The sequence below is a fragment of the Streptomyces sp. NPDC042346 genome, assembly GCF_055581845.1.
Window position 1 is genome coordinate 24211 of record NZ_JBVJEH010000004.1, and the last position, 14896, is coordinate 39106.

Genomic DNA, 14896 nt, shown 5'->3' on the forward strand with positions numbered 1-14896 from the left:
CAGCAGCACAGAACCCGAAGGGCACGCACGATGGCCGAAACCCATGTCCTGTTCGTCGAGGACGACGACGTGATCCGTGAGGCCACCCAGCTCGCCCTGGAGCGGGACGGCTTCCGGGTCACGGCGATGCCCGACGGGCTCTCCGGCCTGGACGCCTTCCGGGCGCAGCGGCCGGACATCGCCCTCCTCGACGTGATGCTGCCGGGCATGGACGGCGTCAGCCTCTGCCGCCGCATCCGCGACGAGTCGACCGTGCCGGTGATCATGCTGTCGGCGCGCGCCGACTCGATCGACGTCGTCCTCGGCCTGGAGGCCGGGGCCGACGACTACGTCACGAAGCCCTTCGACGGCTCCGTCCTCATGGCCCGCATCCGGGCCGTCCTGCGGCGCTTCGGCCACGCGGGCGGGCCGGGCGCCGGCGAGCGCGGGGACGAGTCGGCGGACGGCGGCGGGCTGCTCGCCTTCGGCGACCTGGAGGTCGACACGGACGGCATGGAGGTCCGCAAGGACGGGGCGCCCGTGGCGCTGACCCCGACCGAGATGCGGCTGCTCCTGGAGTTCTCGTCCGCGCCGGGCACCGTACTGTCCCGGGACAAGCTCCTGGAGCGGGTCTGGGACTACGGCTGGGGCGGCGACACCCGGGTCGTGGACGTCCACGTCCAGCGGCTGCGCGCCAAGATCGGCCAGGACCGGATCGAGACGGTCCGGGGCTTCGGCTACAAGCTCAAGGGTTAGGGGACGGTCTCCTTCCGATGTCCTTCCGACCCGTGAAGCCGCGCGCGCTCCGTACCGGGGTCCGCTGGAAGATCGCCGTCGCCATCGCGGCGGTCGGCGCGCTCATCGCGGTCACGCTGAGCGTGGTCGTGCACAACGCCGCCCGCATCTCGATGCTCGACAACGCCCGCGAGGTGCAGATGGAGCGGCTGCTCTTCGCCCAGCGGATGTACGAGACGTCGAAGCCGAAGGAGCCCCGCTTCGGCACGAAGATCAACGACCCGGCGCTGCCGCCCCAGCTCGACCATCTGATGCAGGACCGGCGGCGCGGCACCTTCGTGCAGGAGCACCGGCACGGCGGGCCGCCCGACGTGTGGGCCGCGGTGCCGCTCGCCAACGGCGACGTGCTGTCGCTGCACATCCCCTTCGCCGACCGCAGCGCGGCGATCATGACCGATCTGGACCGGGCGCTCGTCATCGGCTCGGTCTCGGTGGTGTTCGGCGGCTGCGCGCTCGGCGTGCTCATCGGCGGCCAGCTCTCGCGGCGGCTGCGGAAGGCCGCCGCCGCGGCCGGGCGGGTCGCCCAGGGCAATACGGACGTCCGCGTACGGGACGCGATCGGCGGGGTCGTCCGGGACGAGACCGACGAGCTGGCCCGGGCGGTCGACGCCCTGACCGACGCCCTGAACGAGCGGATCGAGGCCGAGCGGCGGGTCACCGCCGACATCGCGCACGAGCTGCGCACCCCCGTGACCGGGCTGCTCACGGCGGCCGAGCTGCTGCCGCCGGGGCGTCCGACCGAGCTCGTACGGGACCGGGCGCAGGCCATGCGGACGCTGGTCGAGGACGTCCTGGAGGTGGCCCGGCTCGACAGCGCGTCGGAGCGGGCCGAGCTCCAGGAGATCGCGCTCGGCGAGTTCGTGGAGCGGCGGGTGCGGTCGCTCGATCCGGAGGTGGTCGTCCGGGTCGTCCACGAGTCCTGGGTGAACACCGACCCGCGCCGCCTGGAGCGCATCCTGGGCAACCTCCTGGCGAACGCCGCCAAGCACGGCAAGCCGCCGGTGGAGGTCACCGTCGAGGGCCGGGTCGTACGGGTCCGCGACCACGGTCCGGGCTTCCCCGAGGCGCTCCTCAAGGAGGGCCCGAGCCGCTTCCGTACGGGGACGAGCGACCGCGCGGGCCAGGGCCACGGTCTGGGGCTGACGATCGCGGCGGGCCAGGCGCGGGTGCTCGGCGCCCGGCTGACCTTCCGGAACGTGGCCTCGGCGACGGGACCCGAGGGGGTCGGCGGCGCGATCGCGGTGCTGTGGCTGCCGGACCACGCGCCGACGAACACGGGCAGCTTCCCGATGCTGGGGCAGTTGCCGGACTGACGCGGTCCGTGGAACGGACACGGCGGTGGGGCCGGCCCCTTTCGGGACCGGCCCCACCGTCGTACACGAGCGTCCGAGCCGCCTCAGACCGTCTCGGCGACCTTCGGGGCGTCGTCGCCCTCCGTCGCCTTCGGCTCCGCCGGACCCGCGCCGCGCAGCGCGACCTCCTTGACGAAGAGGGCGAAGGCGAAGGCGAGGACGGAGACCACCGCGGCCAGCAGGAAGGCGGAGTGGGTGCCCGCCGAGACCGCGTGCTGGTAGCCCTCGCGCAGCTCCCCCGGCAGCTTGGCCAGGCTCGCCGCGTCGAGCTGGGCGGTCCGCTCCGTGAGCCCGGACCCGCCGCGCGCCGCCATCTCGTCCTGGACACGGCTCGTGAAGAGCGCGCCCATGATCGCGACGCCGAAGGAGGAGCCGAGCGTCCGGAAGAGGGTGGTGGAGGAGGAGGCGACGCCCATGTCCTTCATCTCGACGCTGTTCTGCGCGACGAGCATGGTGATCTGCATGAGGAAGCCCATGCCGGCACCGAGGAGGGCCATGTAGACGCCGGACGTCAGCCGCGAGGTGCCGGTGTCCATCGTGGAGAGCAGGAAGAGACCGGCCGTCATGAGGACGCCGCCGACGATCGGGAAGATCTTGTACTTGCCGGTGCTGGTGGTGAACCGGCCGACGACCAGCGAGACGACCATCATCGCCAGCAGCATCGGCAGGAGCAGCAGGCCGGAGTTGGTCGCCGAGGCGCCCTGGACGGACTGCTGGAAGATCGGCAGGTAGAGGACCGCGCCGAACATCACGAAGCCGGTGATGAAGCCGATCAGGGACATCAGGGTGAAGTTGCGGCTGCGGAAGATGTGCAGCGGCACGATCGGGTCGTCGGCCTTGGTCTCCACCCACAGGAAGGCGGCGAGGGCGGCGGCTCCGCCGACCGCGAGGCCGACGATGGTGGCCGAGCCCCAGGCGTACTCCGTGCCGCCCCACGTGGTGACGAGGACGATCGCGGTGATGCCGACGGTCAGCAGTGCGGCGCCGAGGAAGTCGATCCGGGTGCCCGTGGCGCGCTGCTTCTTCGGCAGGTGCAGGACGGTGGTGACCATGGCGAGGGCGACGGCGCCGAGCGGCAGGTTGATGTAGAAGGACCAGCGCCAGCCCCAGTGGTCGGTGATGGTGCCGCCGACGAGCGGTCCGCCGATCATCGCGAGGGCCATGACACCGGCCATCATGCCCTGGTACTTGCCGCGCTCGCGGGGCGGGATCAGGTCGCCGATGATGGCCATGACGCCGACCATGAGACCGCCGGCGCCGAGGCCCTGGATCGTGCGGAAGCCGATGAGCTGGCCCATGTCCTGGGCCATGCCGCTGAGCGCCGAGCCGATCAGGAAGATCACGATCGAGGTGAGGAAGACGCCCTTGCGGCCGAACATGTCGCCGACCTTGCCCCAGAGCGGGGTGGAGGCGGCGGTGGCCAGGGTGTAGGCGGTGACGACCCAGGACAGGTGCTCCAGGCCGCCGAGCTCACCGACGATCGTCGGCATCGCGGTGCCGATGATCATGTTGTCCAGCATCGCGAGCAGCATCGCGATCATCAGGGCGAGGAGGACGACTCGGACACTGCGTGCCGGCGGTTCCTTCCCCTCGACCGCTTGCCCCGCCTCTGTGGTCGCCATCGCCATCCCCTTACTTGCCGCCCGGCTAGTTACTAGGATGGGGACGGTAGACCCGCAACTAGCCGGTCGTCAAGTAAGTAAAAGTCGGAGAGCGAGAGCAGTCATGGCCCAGGCACGAGGCAACACCCGCCAGCGCATCCAGGACGTGGCCCTCGCACTCTTCGCCGAGCAGGGCTACGAGAAGACCTCGCTGCGCGAGATCGCCGAGCACCTCGACGTCACCAAGGCCGCGCTCTACTACCACTTCAAGACCAAGGAAGACATCATCATCGGCATCTTCCAGGACCTCACCCGGCCCGTGGACGAGCTGATCGCCTGGGCGCGGGAGCAGCCGCGCACGCTGGAGGTCAGGGAGGAGATCCTGCGCCGCTACCAGGCATCCCTGATCGGCGCGTATCCGCTGTTCCGCTTCATGCAGGAGAACCAGGCGGCCGTGCGCGAGCTGAGCATCGGCATGACCTTCAAGGAGCGGATGCTGGAGCTGAGCGGCCTGGTCCAGGAGCCCGATTTCGCCGTGCTGGACCGGGTCCGCTGCGTGAGTGCGATCTTCACCCTGCACGCGGGGATGTTCTTCATGGACAACGTCGAGGGCGACTCCGAGGACAAGCGCGCGGCCGTCCTCGAAGTCGCCCTCGATCTGCTCACCCAGGCGCACGAAGCGCACTGAGGGGTTGCTCTGCCCTTTCGGGTCAGATGCTCACGCCGTGCGACCGCAGGAAGGCGGCCGGGTTCACGGAGGAGCCGTAGTTCGGGGTCGTACGGATTTCGAAGTGCAGGTGCGGGCCGGAGGAGTTGCCGGTGTTGCCCGAGAGGGCGATCTGCTGACCGGCGGCGACCTTCTGGCCGACGTTGACCTTGATCTTCGACAGGTGGGCGTACTGCGAGTACGTGCCGTTGGCGTGCTTGACGACGATCGCGTTGCCGTACGCGGGGCCGTCGCCGCCGCCGTTCGGGCCGGCCTTCACGACGGTGCCCGCGCCCGCGGCCTTGACCGGGGTGCCGGTCGGGACGGCGAAGTCCTGGCCGGAGTGCTTGTGGGCCCACATGGCGCCGCCCTGGTTGTAGCTGGCGCTCAGGGTGTACGAGGTGACGGGCTTGACCCAGGCCGGGGTCGCCTTCTTCGCGGCCTTCACGGGCGTCGCCTTCACGGCGACGGCCTTGGTGACGGCGGCCTTCTGGGCGGCGGCCTTCGCGGCGGCGGCCTTCACCTGGGCGGCGACGTGCGCCTGGGTCTCGGCCTGGGCCGCGACCGCGGCGGACGCGGTCGTCACGGAGACCGGGGCGACGGCCTTGCCCTCGGCGGCGAAGGCGGACCCTGCTCCGGCCACCAGCGACGCTCCGAGACCCGCGGTGGCGAGAGCGACGGCGGTGATACGGACGGCGGGGTTCATGACGCGCTTCGACATACGGGGGAAAACCTCCGGGAAGTACGGGACCCGACGCGAACGGTGCGCTGCGCCGGGCTTGCTCATCCTTGGTAACCCGGACCCCCGCCCAGCCCAAAACACCCCATCTACGACATTGCGTCGTAGCGATCTCCGGGGGAGATCGGGTCTTGACGGCCTTGGCTTCAACCCTTGAAAGCGGACATACCGCCACAAGAGAAACGGTTTAACCGCACGTCGAGGGCGGCCGGAACTGCCCGAAAGGCCGCGCACCGCCCGGTTCGGGACCCTCCGGGACCAAAGGCCCGGCGCTTGATCCCTAAACGTCCCGAATCACTCCTAAACGTCGCCACTATTCCGGTTAGTACCCCTCGAAACGCCTGTGCGCCTTGTCACCCGGCGCCGGTCGCGAATGGGACCTGGGTCACGCAACCGAGCCACCCGGAAGGCCGTCCCGCACTACGCTGGCCGATTCGGGGATCTTCAGGGGGACAGGCATGGAACCGGCACTCATCGGCACCCGGCTCGCGTCGGCCGCGATCGGCCCGCTACTGAAGAAACTGCTGGTCAGCGACGGTCCAGGGGCGGGGCTCACGGGGAAGTCGCGCCCGATCCGGCTGTCCGGCCTCGTCTCCTTCCGCGGCGAGAAGCGCACCCTGACGGAGAAGGACGTCCGCGGGCTCGCGGCGACGCTGGTCGCGCGCTCCCTGGGCGAGGGCGGCGAGACCCCGTTCCCCGCGGACGAGACCGAGGCCGTCGCCCACACCCTGGGGACGGCCCTCCTCGCCCTCGGCGACCTCGACATGGACGACGTCCAGGCGGTCCGCCTCGGCCACCACGCCCTCGCCCGCCGCCTCCGCGCGGCGGCCCCGGCCCCCGACGGCCTCTCCACGGACTCGGTCCTCTACCTGGAGTCGATGACCGAGTGGGCCTGCCTCCACATCCTGGAGTTCTTCACCCAGAGGTCCACGTTCGTGGCGCGCAGCCTGGTCGAGCAGACCCGCGGCCAGGCGGAGCTGATCGCCAAGGTCGACGCACTTCTCACCGGGACCGCGACCACGACCGCACAGGACGCCGCCTTCGAGCGGCGGTACCTGGCGCACCTGGCGAAGAAACACGGCAGCCTGACGATCTACGGCATCGATCTGCACCACTCGGCGAAGGAATGGCCGCTGGACGTGGCGTACCTGTCCCTTGAGGCGGCGGGCCCCGTCGAGCCGACGGTGCCCATCCCCGTACGGCAGGAGCTCGCCAAGTCCCACCTCCGCGCCGACCACGCCCTCGCCCGCCACGACAAGGTCCTCCTGCGGGGCCTCGCCGGCTCGGGCAAGACCACCCTCATCCAGTGGCTGACCGTCTCCGCCGCCTCGGACGACCGCGCGGACGGCATGGCGTACCTCTACGGCCGCGTCCCCTTCGTCCTCCCCCTGCGCACCCTCACCCGCCACGGCGAGCGGCTCCCGGCCCCCGACCGCTTCCTCTCCGCCGCCGGCTGCCCGCTCACCCCGCCCGACGGCTGGGCCGACCGGGTCCTGGCCTCAGGGCGGGGGCTGGTCCTCGTCGACGGCATCGACGAGATCCCCGAGACCGAGCGCGGGCGGGCCCGCGAGTGGCTCCGCGACCTGCTCAGCGCGTACGAGGGCAACCGCTGGCTCGTGACCGCCCGCCCCACCGCCGTGGGCAACGACTGGCTGGCCCGGGACGGCTTCACCGATCTGGTCCTCTCCCCCATGTCCCGCACCGAGGTCGCCACCTTCGTACGCCGGTGGCACCGGGCCGCCGGGCCGGAGGCGGAGCCGTACGAGCAGCAGCTCCTCGACGCGCTCCACACCACCGAACACGTCGCCCAGCTCGCCACCAACCCCCTCATGTGCGGCCTCGTCTGCGCCCTACACCTCGACCGGCGCGGCTACCTGCCCCGGGGCCGCAAGGCGCTCTACGAGTCCGCGCTCTCGATGCTCCTGTCCCGCCGCGACCGGGAGCGGGGCATGGCGAACCCGTACGGGATCGACCTGGACGCGGCCCCGCAGATCCAGCTGGTCCAGCGGCTCGCCTACTGGCTCACTCGGAACGGCCGGCTCCAGATGGACCGCGCCCACGCCGAGTCGGTCATCGCGGAGGCCGTCCCCGCCATGGTCGAGGCATCCGCCTACGCCCCTGACCGGGTCTTCGCCCACCTCCTCCACCGCAGCGGCCTGCTGCGCGAACCGACCGCCGACACCATCGACTTCGTCCACCGCACCTTCCAGGACTACCTGGCCGCCAAGGCCCTGGTGGACGTCTGGGACATCGGCGTCCTGATCCAGCACGCCGCGGACGACACCTGGGAGGACGTCATCCGCATGGCGGTGGGCCACGCCCGCCCCCACGAGTGCGCGGAGATCCTCCGCGAGCTCCTGAAGGCGGCGGACGCCGCCGAGGACCACCGGACCCAGCTCCGCCTCCTGATCCTGGCGGCGACCGCGCTGACCCACGCGACCGAGGTGACACCGGAGGTACGGGAACAGGTCCTGTCCCGTACGGCGGAACTGGTCCCGCCCCCCACGGCCGACGAGGCCCGCGAGCTGGCGACAGCGGGCCGCATGGTGCTGGACCTGCTCCCGGGCCCGGAGGGGCTGGGGGACGAGGAAGCCCTCATGGCGGTGACCACCGCGACGCACATCCCCTCGGACGCCGCCATCCCCTACCTGGCCGGCTTCGCCCGCGGATCCACGCTCGACGTCCGCGCCCAGCTCGTCTGGGGGTGGCAGCGCTTCGACACCCTCACGTACGCCGAGGCGGTCATCGCCGTCATCGACCCGACCGAGCTGCACTTCACCGTCGTGCACGACGACCAGGCGGCCGAGCTGCTGCGGCTCGGCATCACCCCGGACCGGCTGGAGATCGGCGACGGCGTCTCGGGCGGGGCGCTGGAGGAACTCCTGACCGCCTGCGACCCGCGCATGCTGTTCCTGACGCGCGAGGGCGACGACCCCGACCTCACCCCGCTCGCCGGCCTCACCCGGCTCGAAACACTGTCCCTGGAGTTCTCCGACGCCGTGTTCTGGCGCCTGAGCGGCCTCCCCTCCAGGGCTCCTCTGCGGACACTCTCCTTCGGCGGCTGGCCGGCGGAAGGCATCAAGGGCCTGCGCTCCGCCTCCCGGCTCCGCCAGCTCACGCTCTGGGATGCCCACGCGATCACCGCGGACGACTGGCGGGAGATGACCCTGCTGACGCAGCTCCGGCAGGTCGTCGTCGCGGCCGTGGATCTCGAAACACTCCCGGAGGATGTCGTCCTCCCGTGGATCAGCGAGATCGTGATCTCCGCCCACGACGAGACGCCGCGGTTCGAGCAGGCTGTGCGGGCCTTTCCCGGACTCCAGGTGTTCGCGTTCTTCTCCGACCCCGAGCGCGAGGTGGACGTGGCCCCGCTGGCGGGGCTGGCGGGCCTGGCGGAGGTCCACGCCAACGACGTGCATCTGACAGGCACCGAGCACCTCGCGCCGACGGTACGCATCCTCACCTGAGCACGCGGAAAGGGGCGGCCCCGGAACCGTTCAGGTTCCGGGGCCGCCCCTTCAGCGCTACCGGCTCAGCGGAGCGTCACGCTTCCTTCGAGAGGTTCGGGCCCGTGCCGCCCGTGGCCTCGATCGGCGGGGCGTCCGGCAGGGCCGACTTCTCCTCGCCTCGGAAGGTGAACGTCTTCTCGTCGCCCTCGCCCTCCGTGTCCACGACCACGATGTGACCGGGGCGCAGCTCGCCGAAGAGGATCTTCTCCGACAGCGTGTCCTCGATCTCGCGCTGGATCGTCCGGCGCAGCGGCCGGGCGCCCATCACGGGGTCGTAGCCCTTCTTGGACAGCAGCTCCTTCGCGGACTGGGAGAGCTCGAGGCCCATGTCCCGGTCCTTCAGGCGCTCGTCCACGCGGCCGATCATCAGGTCGACGATCTGGAGGATGTCGTCCTGCGTCAGCTGCGGGAAGACGATGATGTCGTCCACACGGTTGAGGAACTCGGGGCGGAAGTGCTGCTTCAGCTCGTCGCTGACCTTCGCCTTCATCCGCTCGTAGTTGGACTTCGTGTCGCCCTGGGCCGCGAAGCCGAGGTTGAAGCCCTTCGAGATGTCCCTGGTCCCGAGGTTGGTCGTCATGATGATGACCGTGTTCTTGAAGTCCACGACCCGGCCCTGGGAGTCGGTCAGGCGACCGTCCTCCAGGATCTGGAGAAGGGAATTGAAGATATCGGGGTGGGCCTTCTCGACCTCGTCGAAGAGGACGACGGAGAACGGCTTGCGGCGCACCTTCTCGGTGAGCTGGCCGCCCTCTTCGTAGCCGACGTATCCGGGCGGCGAACCGAAGAGACGGGAAACCGTGTGCTTCTCGCTGAACTCCGACATGTCGAGGGAGATCATCGCGTCCTCGTCGCCGAAGAGGAATTCGGCGAGGGCCTTCGAAAGCTCGGTCTTACCGACACCGGACGGACCGGCGAAGATGAACGAGCCACCGGGGCGCTTCGGGTCCTTCAGACCGGCACGCGTACGACGGATCGCCCGCGACAGGCCGATGACGGCGTCCTTCTGACCGATGACGCGCTTGTGGAGCTCGTCCTCCATGCGGAGCAGGCGGCTGGACTCCTCCTCGGTCAGCTTGAAGACCGGGATGCCCGTGGCGGTCGCGAGGACCTCGGCGATCAGCTCGCCGTCGACCTCGGCCACGACGTCCATGTCGCCGGCCTTCCACTCCTTCTCGCGCTTGGCCTTCGCGGCGAGGAGCTGCTTCTCCTTGTCACGGAGAGAGGCGGCCTTCTCGAAGTCCTGCGAGTCGATCGCGGACTCCTTGTCCCGGCGGACGCCGGCGATCTTCTCGTCGAACTCGCGGAGGTCCGGCGGCGCGGTCATCCGGCGGATGCGCATCCGGGAGCCGGCCTCGTCGATCAGGTCGATCGCCTTGTCCGGGAGGAAGCGGTCCGAGATGTACCGGTCGGCCAGGGTCGCGGCCTGGACGAGGGCCTCGTCGGTGATGGAGACCCGGTGGTGGGCCTCGTACCGGTCGCGCAGACCCTTGAGGATCTCGATGGTGTGCGGCAGCGACGGCTCGGCGACCTGGATGGGCTGGAAGCGGCGCTCGAGGGCCGCGTCCTTCTCCAGGTACTTGCGGTACTCGTCGAGCGTGGTGGCACCGATGGTCTGGAGCTCACCGCGGGCCAGCATCGGCTTGAGAATGCTGGCGGCGTCGATCGCGCCCTCGGCGGCACCCGCACCCACGAGGGTGTGGAGCTCGTCGATGAACAGGATGATGTCGCCGCGGGTGCGGATCTCCTTGAGGACCTTCTTCAGGCGCTCCTCGAAGTCACCGCGGTAGCGGGAGCCGGCGACCAGCGCGCCGAGGTCCAGGGTGTAGAGGTGCTTGTCCTTGAGGGTCTCGGGCACCTCGCCCTTGACGATGGCCTGCGCCAGGCCCTCGACGACGGCGGTCTTGCCGACGCCGGGCTCGCCGATGAGGACCGGGTTGTTCTTGGTGCGGCGGGACAGCACCTGCATGACCCGCTCGATCTCCTTCTCGCGCCCGATGACCGGGTCGAGCTTGGATTCGCGGGCCGCCTGGGTGAGGTTCCGGCCGAACTGGTCGAGGACCAGGGACGTCGAGGGGGTGCCCTCGGCAGGGCCGCCGGCCGTGGCGGCTTCCTTGCCCTGGTAGCCGGAGAGCAGCTGGATGACCTGCTGCCGCACCCGGTTGAGGTCGGCGCCCAGCTTCACGAGGACCTGGGCGGCGACGCCCTCGCCCTCGCGGATCAGGCCGAGCAGGATGTGCTCGGTGCCGATGTAGTTGTGGCCGAGCTGGAGGGCCTCGCGGAGCGAGAGCTCCAGGACCTTCTTGGCACGAGGAGTGAAGGGGATGTGCCCGGACGGGGCCTGCTGCCCCTGACCGATGATCTCCTCCACCTGCTGGCGGACCGCCTCGAGCGAAATCCCGAGGCTCTCCAGGGCCTTAGCGGCGACACCCTCACCCTCGTGGATAAGGCCCAGAAGGATGTGCTCGGTGCCGATGTAGTTGTGGTTGAGCATCCGGGCTTCTTCCTGAGCCAGGACGACAACCCGCCGCGCGCGGTCGGTGAACCTCTCGAACATCGTTAATCGCTCCTCAGAGCGGTCAGTCAGTTAGGGGTCGATCCCCTCCCTGTCCTTCCGCAGCTTAGTCCCGCAAGCGGGGACCGCTCATTCCAACTGCCGACATCCGTCCGGATCACCCCTCTTCCGCGGGGAGACCTGCCGCCGAACAACCGACAAATGCTCCAACCCGATGGTGCGAGACGATGTTCCCGCAGGCCAAGTAGTTACCCGCGCCTTGAGTACGCCGATGGCGAACGTGAGACGCAGAAGCCCGCGAGTCGCCCCTCTCCACTAGGAATGTCTTACCCGTAAGCACTGACACTCCATGCGGCGCACCCCGGTTCCCTCCGCTACCAGCGAACAACCTTGCGCTGCCGAATGCGCCCGTACGCCCCATCACGGACACCTTGCGCGTCCGGAGCGGGACCGTGCGTCACCGCGAACGTCGCCACGGACGTCACCGAGGACGGATCGCGGGCGGGTCGCCGACGGGTCGCGGGCGTAACCAAGAGGGCTTCGCGGGAGTTGCCCAGGGCATGGCCTTCACCGTCCCGTTCCCCCGCTCGCCGCTCGACGGCGATGGCGATGGTGTCGACGCCGGCGGTCTGGCGCGGTGGTACGAGCACGAGCTCGGCTGGGCGGCGGTGGCCGGCCCCCCGGTACAGCTGGTCACGGGGCTGCGCTTCGACGTCCTGGAGCTGCCAGCGGCGGCCGGCCGTGGCGTGCTGCGCCGGATGGGCGCCGCGACGGGTCCGGTGGCCCTGATGGGGCGCCGGATGCGGCTGCTCGTGGCCGCGGGGAGCGCGGAGGAGCTCCCTGGGCTGCTCGACTGGCTCGAGTGGGGCGGGATCTCACTGGATCTCGCGATCCTGGGCACCGACGGCCGGATGACCGCGCCCCTCCCCCCGGGGCGGGGCGGTTCCGGCGCGCCGGGTGCCGCGGTCTGGCTGCGGGCGCCCGTGCCGGGGCGCGAGGTGGAGTCCTCGCTGCCGGCCCTGCGGTCCGCGCCCTGGAGCGGTGCGGACGCCCCCTGCCTGGTGCGCCTCGTGGCCGCAGCCGCCGCGGAGTGCCACCGGGCGCGGCTGCTGAGTGCCCGGACCGGTGGCCCGGCGCCTCAGCAGCTGTCGCCTCAGCGGTTCGCGTCCTCGTAGGCGGCCTTGACGGTGGCGGGCACACGACCGCGGTCGTTCACGTCGTAGCCGTTCTCCTTGGCCCACGCGCGAATCTTGGCGGTGTCGGGGCTACCGGCCGCGACACGGCCCTTTCCACGCCCACCGGTGGTGCGGCCTCCGGTACGACGACCGCCCGCGGTGTACGGCTCGAGCAGGCCGCGGAGCTTTTCCGCGTTGGCGGTGGTGAGGTCGATCTCGTAGGTCTTGCCGTCCAGCGCGAACGTCACCGTCTCGTCCGCCTCGACGCCGTCGAGGTCGTCGACAAGAAGGACCTGAACCTTCTGTGCCACCGGATTTCCTTTCATCGAAAATGCAGTACGCGGAAAGGAAACCGCTTTTCCCGGAAAAACACAAACCCCTGGGAGAGGTTCAGAACCCCGACGGCGCGGGAAACATGCGCGATTCGGACATAGGGATCCGGTTCGGGATCGCTTGGGGATCGCTTCGGGTTCGCATCGGGTTCGCCGCGGGGTTCCGGGTCACAGGTGCAGAAGCATGCGACTGTTGCCCAAGGTGTTCGGCTTCACTCGTTCGAGACCGAGGAACTCGGCGACGCCCTCGTCATAGGAACGGAGGAGCTCGCTGTAGACATCTCCGTCGACCGGGGTCTCGCCGATCTCGACGAAGCCGTGCTTCGCGAAGAAGTCGACTTCGAAGGTCAGGCAGAATACCCGCCGCACCCCGAGCCATCGGGCGGTGTGCAACAACTTGTCCAGCACCTGATGTCCGACGCCGGCTCCCTTGAAGTCGGCGTCGACGGCGAGTGTGCGGACTTCCGCGAGGTCTTCCCACATGACGTGCAGAGCGCCGCAACCGACGACCGTGGCGTCCTCGTCGCGTTCCGCGACCCAGAACTCCTGGATGGACTCGTAAAGGGTCACGGTCGCCTTGTCGAGAAGGATGCCGCGCTGGACGAAAGGATCGACGAGCCGGCGGACCGCGGCGACATCACTGGTGCGGGCCCTGCGTACGGTGACGGCTTTGGCGGAGGCCGCGGAAGCGGCCGGGGAAGCAGACGGCGACATGGGGGGACGCTATCGCTCCTGGCCCTCGGATCCGTCGGCGCCCTTGTCGGACACGGCTTCTTCGGCCTTCGCGGCCCGAGCGGTCTCCGCGGCCTCTTCGGGCGGGGCGGGGAGCGGGTTGTCGCGCTGGACGATACGGATGGCGTCGTTCAGTGCCTCGCGCTGGTCCTGCGACATCATGCCGAAGAAGGCGACGAGGGCGGCGGCGGGGTTGTCGCTCTGGGCCCAGGCCTCGTTCATCAGCGCGGCCGAGTATGCGGCCCGGGTGGAGACCGCCGTATATCGATAGGCGCGGCCGTCGACTTCCCTGCGCACCCAGCCCTTCTGATGGAGATTGTCCATGACGGTCATGACGGTGGTGTAGGCGATGGACCGTTCCTGCTGGAGGTCTTCCAGAACTTCCCGGACGGTCACCGGTCGGTTCCATTGCCAGACGCGCGTCATGACGGCGTCCTCAAGCTCTCCCAATGGACGGGGCACAGTGCCACCTTAGTTCGCAAAGGGTTGACAAGCGGCTATTTCCGTCGAGAAACGCAACAAAAAGGACGCGCGACCTCGAAAGGTCGCACGTCCCGGTGATGCGGTGCCTTCGGCGCGGAGCCTAGGAAGTGGCGGCGCCGTCCGTCTGGCGGGTGGCCTCGGCGCGGGCGATCGCGGCGTCGACGGCCGCGTCCTCCTTGGCCTTGTTCGGGCCGCCCTGGCTCTTGACGATCGTGACGACGAGGCCGATGAAGAAGGCGGCCATCACGACGGGGGGCAGGAGCGCGGATACGTAGTCCATGCCGTCCAGAGTAGCTATCCGGCGACCCGCTCCTCGGGCGGGGGCGGGGGTACGGGCCGTCGGCGCGGCGGGAACACCTCGGAGGGCTTGGGCACCGGGCGCTCACCGGGGGTGGGGCCGGACGGCGGGTTCGGCTTCGGCTCGTCGGCCGCCGCACGCCCGCCGGGGAGGGCGAGCAGCCGCGCGCGCGCGATCGCCGCACCGACGGGGACGGCGGGGGCGGTGGAGCCCGTCGCCTGGGAGACCCTGGCGAGCCGGGCGCGGACGGAGCGCTCGGCGAGGATCCGGCAGCGGGCGAGCAGCTCGGCGGCGGCCGGGTTGCCGCGCAGGGCGCGCAGGGCGGCGAGGTCGTCGACCCCGGGGTCGTACCCGGCGCTCAGGGCGTCCCGGAGGAGCCCCAGATAGCCGGTGAGCGACCCGGGGAGGGCCTCGCGGTAGCGGGCCAGGTCGTCGAGGAGGAAGGCGCGCAGCCGGCCGGCCTCGCGTACCGCCTCGTCCACGGATTCGGCCAGGCGCAGGCAGTCCTGGACGTCCTCGTCCTGGAGGGGGGCAGGGTGGAGGGCGATGGCAAGGGCGCGTCGGAGCACACGCAGCTCGTCCGCACTGAATGCCATGCCGCCGCGAGATCCGTATGGCGTGGGCATGGGCCGACGATACGCGCTAATCGGACAATTTTCTCTTAGCGATCATTCCGGCGC

General features: G+C 70.2%; 13 protein-coding genes. 5 read left to right on the forward strand and 8 right to left on the reverse strand.

Going from position 1 to position 14896, the window contains the following annotated elements; translation table 11 throughout:
• The first annotated feature begins 30 nt into the window (after positions 1 to 30).
• Together cseB and cseC are read left to right on the forward strand one after the other, a co-directional pair.
• Positions 31 to 735, forward strand: a complete 705-nt coding sequence (cseB, locus tag ACZ6K0_RS17850; RefSeq protein ID WP_376413503.1) for a two-component system response regulator CseB — start codon at positions 31 to 33, stop codon at positions 733 to 735.
• A gap of 32 nt (positions 736 to 767) precedes the next feature.
• Complete coding sequence (cseC, locus tag ACZ6K0_RS17855; RefSeq protein WP_376413507.1) at positions 768 to 2087, forward strand: two-component system sensor histidine kinase CseC; 1320 nt, start codon at positions 768 to 770, stop codon at positions 2085 to 2087.
• A gap of 83 nt (positions 2088 to 2170) precedes the next feature.
• Here cseC and ACZ6K0_RS17860 read toward each other — a convergent pair whose 3' ends face one another.
• Positions 2171 to 3748: an MDR family MFS transporter gene (locus ACZ6K0_RS17860; RefSeq protein WP_469230662.1), complete on the reverse strand. Its 1578-nt coding sequence runs from the start codon at positions 3746 to 3748 to the stop codon at positions 2171 to 2173.
• A 103-nt stretch (positions 3749 to 3851) separates the two neighbouring features.
• On the opposite strand from ACZ6K0_RS17860, the gene ACZ6K0_RS17865 reads away from it, so the two are divergent.
• The gene (locus tag ACZ6K0_RS17865; protein ID WP_376406797.1) at positions 3852 to 4415 is read left to right on the forward strand and encodes a TetR/AcrR family transcriptional regulator; all 564 of its coding nucleotides are present in this window, start codon (positions 3852 to 3854) and stop codon (positions 4413 to 4415) included.
• Between the two features lie 22 nt (positions 4416 to 4437).
• Here ACZ6K0_RS17865 and ACZ6K0_RS17870 read toward each other — a convergent pair whose 3' ends face one another.
• On the reverse strand, positions 4438 to 5154 hold the full coding sequence (locus ACZ6K0_RS17870) for a M23 family metallopeptidase (RefSeq protein WP_469230664.1): 717 nt from the start codon (positions 5152 to 5154) through the stop codon (positions 4438 to 4440).
• 476 nt (positions 5155 to 5630) lie between these two features.
• Here ACZ6K0_RS17870 and ACZ6K0_RS17875 point away from each other — a divergent pair, with 476 nt between their 5' ends.
• Positions 5631 to 8639 (forward strand): NACHT domain-containing protein, encoded by a 3009-nt coding sequence (locus tag ACZ6K0_RS17875; RefSeq protein WP_469230666.1) that lies wholly within the window; start codon positions 5631 to 5633, stop codon positions 8637 to 8639.
• Positions 8640 to 8715: 76 nt separating this feature from the next.
• On the opposite strand, the gene ACZ6K0_RS17880 is transcribed toward ACZ6K0_RS17875, so the two are convergent.
• Positions 8716 to 11238: an ATP-dependent Clp protease ATP-binding subunit gene (locus ACZ6K0_RS17880; protein ID WP_376406803.1), complete on the reverse strand. Its 2523-nt coding sequence runs from the start codon at positions 11236 to 11238 to the stop codon at positions 8716 to 8718.
• A gap of 518 nt (positions 11239 to 11756) precedes the next feature.
• On the opposite strand from ACZ6K0_RS17880, the gene ACZ6K0_RS17885 reads away from it, so the two are divergent.
• On the forward strand, positions 11757 to 12371 hold the full coding sequence (locus tag ACZ6K0_RS17885) for an SCO3374 family protein (RefSeq protein ID WP_376406805.1): 615 nt from the start codon (positions 11757 to 11759) through the stop codon (positions 12369 to 12371).
• On the opposite strand, the gene ACZ6K0_RS17890 is transcribed toward ACZ6K0_RS17885, so the two are convergent.
• The 5 genes from ACZ6K0_RS17890 to ACZ6K0_RS17910 all read right to left on the reverse strand — a co-directional run bounded on the left by ACZ6K0_RS17890 (position 12350) and on the right by ACZ6K0_RS17910 (position 14812).
• The gene (locus tag ACZ6K0_RS17890; protein ID WP_017240029.1) at positions 12350 to 12682 is read right to left on the reverse strand and encodes a histone-like nucleoid-structuring protein Lsr2; all 333 of its coding nucleotides are present in this window, start codon (positions 12680 to 12682) and stop codon (positions 12350 to 12352) included. The two genes, ACZ6K0_RS17885 and ACZ6K0_RS17890, sit on opposite strands and share 22 nt — an antisense overlap.
• 189 nt (positions 12683 to 12871) lie before the next feature.
• A complete protein-coding gene (locus ACZ6K0_RS17895) occupies positions 12872 to 13417 on the reverse strand; it encodes an amino-acid N-acetyltransferase (protein WP_376406807.1) in 546 nt (181 codons plus the stop codon).
• 9 nt (positions 13418 to 13426) lie between these two features.
• Positions 13427 to 13897: a BlaI/MecI/CopY family transcriptional regulator gene (locus tag ACZ6K0_RS17900; RefSeq protein WP_469230669.1), complete on the reverse strand. Its 471-nt coding sequence runs from the start codon at positions 13895 to 13897 to the stop codon at positions 13427 to 13429.
• A gap of 121 nt (positions 13898 to 14018) precedes the next feature.
• Positions 14019 to 14198 carry a hypothetical protein gene (locus ACZ6K0_RS17905; protein ID WP_469230671.1) on the reverse strand — a complete coding sequence of 60 codons (180 nt, stop codon included), beginning with the start codon at positions 14196 to 14198 and terminating at the stop codon, positions 14019 to 14021.
• Between the two features lie 14 nt (positions 14199 to 14212).
• Entirely contained in the window at positions 14213 to 14812 is a 600-nt protein-coding gene (locus tag ACZ6K0_RS17910; protein WP_376406813.1) for a hypothetical protein, read from the reverse strand.
• Between the last annotated feature and the right edge of the window lie 84 nt (positions 14813 to 14896).